The organism is Flavobacterium sp. FPG59, from assembly GCF_002150205.1.
Taxonomy (GTDB): Bacteria; Bacteroidota; Bacteroidia; order Flavobacteriales; family Flavobacteriaceae; genus Flavobacterium.
Genome location: NZ_MTCA01000353.1, coordinates 1 through 1,655 on the forward strand (window position 1 = coordinate 1; position 1,655 = coordinate 1,655).

Sequence of the window (1,655 nt, forward strand, 5' to 3'; positions counted from 1 at the left end):
TTAGCAGGTTCAGGCGGATCAGGAGTTTATCAGTATAGTTTTAACGGAAGTGGATTTACAACAACTACAACTTACACGGGTTTAAGCGCTAACACGCCTTATTCCTATCAAGTAAGAGATAGTAACAGTTGCGTTTCTGTAGTTGGTTCGATCACACTGACACAGCCTGCAGCAATTGTACCTAACGCTAGTGCAACAGCATTTAGTTGTAGTCCTACTAACGTACCTCAATCGGCTACTATTACAGTTGCACCAACAGGTGGAACAGGAACCTATACGTATAGTTATAACAACGGAGGTAGTTTTGGACCAAGCAATACCTTGACTGTAAACAATAATGGTAGCGTTCAAACTATTCGAGTAGTAGTTAGAGACGCTAACGGTTGTTTGTCACCAATGCAACAAATAGATTTACAACCATTAAATTCACCAACGAATTTAACTTTTAGCAATGCAGCAGTTACGTGTACAGCAACCACTACAATGGTAACTGTAACGGCTACAAATGGAGTAGGAGCCTTAACGTTCTTGATTACAGGAACAAATTCAGGAACAAATTCAACGTTTTTTACACCAGCCACGACATCGGGAGCAACGGCTTCGTTCCCTAATTTATTACCAGGAAACTACACCTTTAGAGTAACCGATGCGAATGGTTGTTACTACACCGAATCACATAATATTGACCCAGTTACGCCTATAGCCGTTGCGGCTAATAAAACCAGCGATGTTTTGTGCCAAGGCGGAAGTACAGGATCAGGAACCTATACCGTTTCTGGAAATGCTACTATAGGGGCTTATACCTTTACATTAACTTTAGGAACATTAGGAACAGGAACCTTAACCCAATCAGGAAATGTACTTACCCTAAGCAATGTGGCAGCAGGTACGTATACCGTACGTGTTACGGATACGGCAACAGGTTGTTTTGCTGATGGAACCATTACCATCAACCAGCCAGCAGCACCATTAGCGATTACTAATACAGTTGCAACTAACTTTAATTGCAACAACGATAATGCTCAAATAACGGTAACTGCATCAGGAGGAACAACAGCTTACGGCTACGCAGCAGTACCAGCAACACCAGCAACAGTGCCTACTACTTTTGGTAGTAGTAATGTAGTAACGGTAGATACTAACAATGGAACTATTTTAAATTGGGTTGTTTTTGTACGCGATGCTAACGGATGTACAACAAGTACATCAGTAACCATAGCGGGAGATCCTGCACCAGCACCTCCAGTAGTAACCGTACCAAATCAGTGTACGGCTTCAGGAAGCGGATTTACAATTACAGTAACCCCAGTAACAGGACCTTTAGGACCTTATACGTATGGAATTTCTGGAATTACAGGAGCTTTCCAAGCTGCTAATACGTTTAACGTAGCACCAGGATCATATACTGTGTTTGTTAGAGATAGAAATGGTTGCTTTTCTACAGGAACAGCAGTAACAGTGGCAGCACAATTAACAGCCAATGCCGGTGTAACGAAAACTTTAGATTGTTCTGGATCTCCAGACGCTATCATTACTGCAACAATAAGTGGCGGAAGAGCTCCTTTTACAGTAGGAGTAACTTCAGGCACAGGACCTGGAACAATTGTACAACCTACAGCTAACACATTTACTTATACAACAGCCGTAGCAAGTGC

Annotated in this window: 1 pseudogene; it reads left to right on the forward strand. The window is 42.1% G+C overall.

Annotated elements, in window-relative coordinates:
• A pseudogene (locus FPG59_RS15905) lies at nt 1–1,655 on the forward strand (hypothetical protein); the annotation flags it as partial.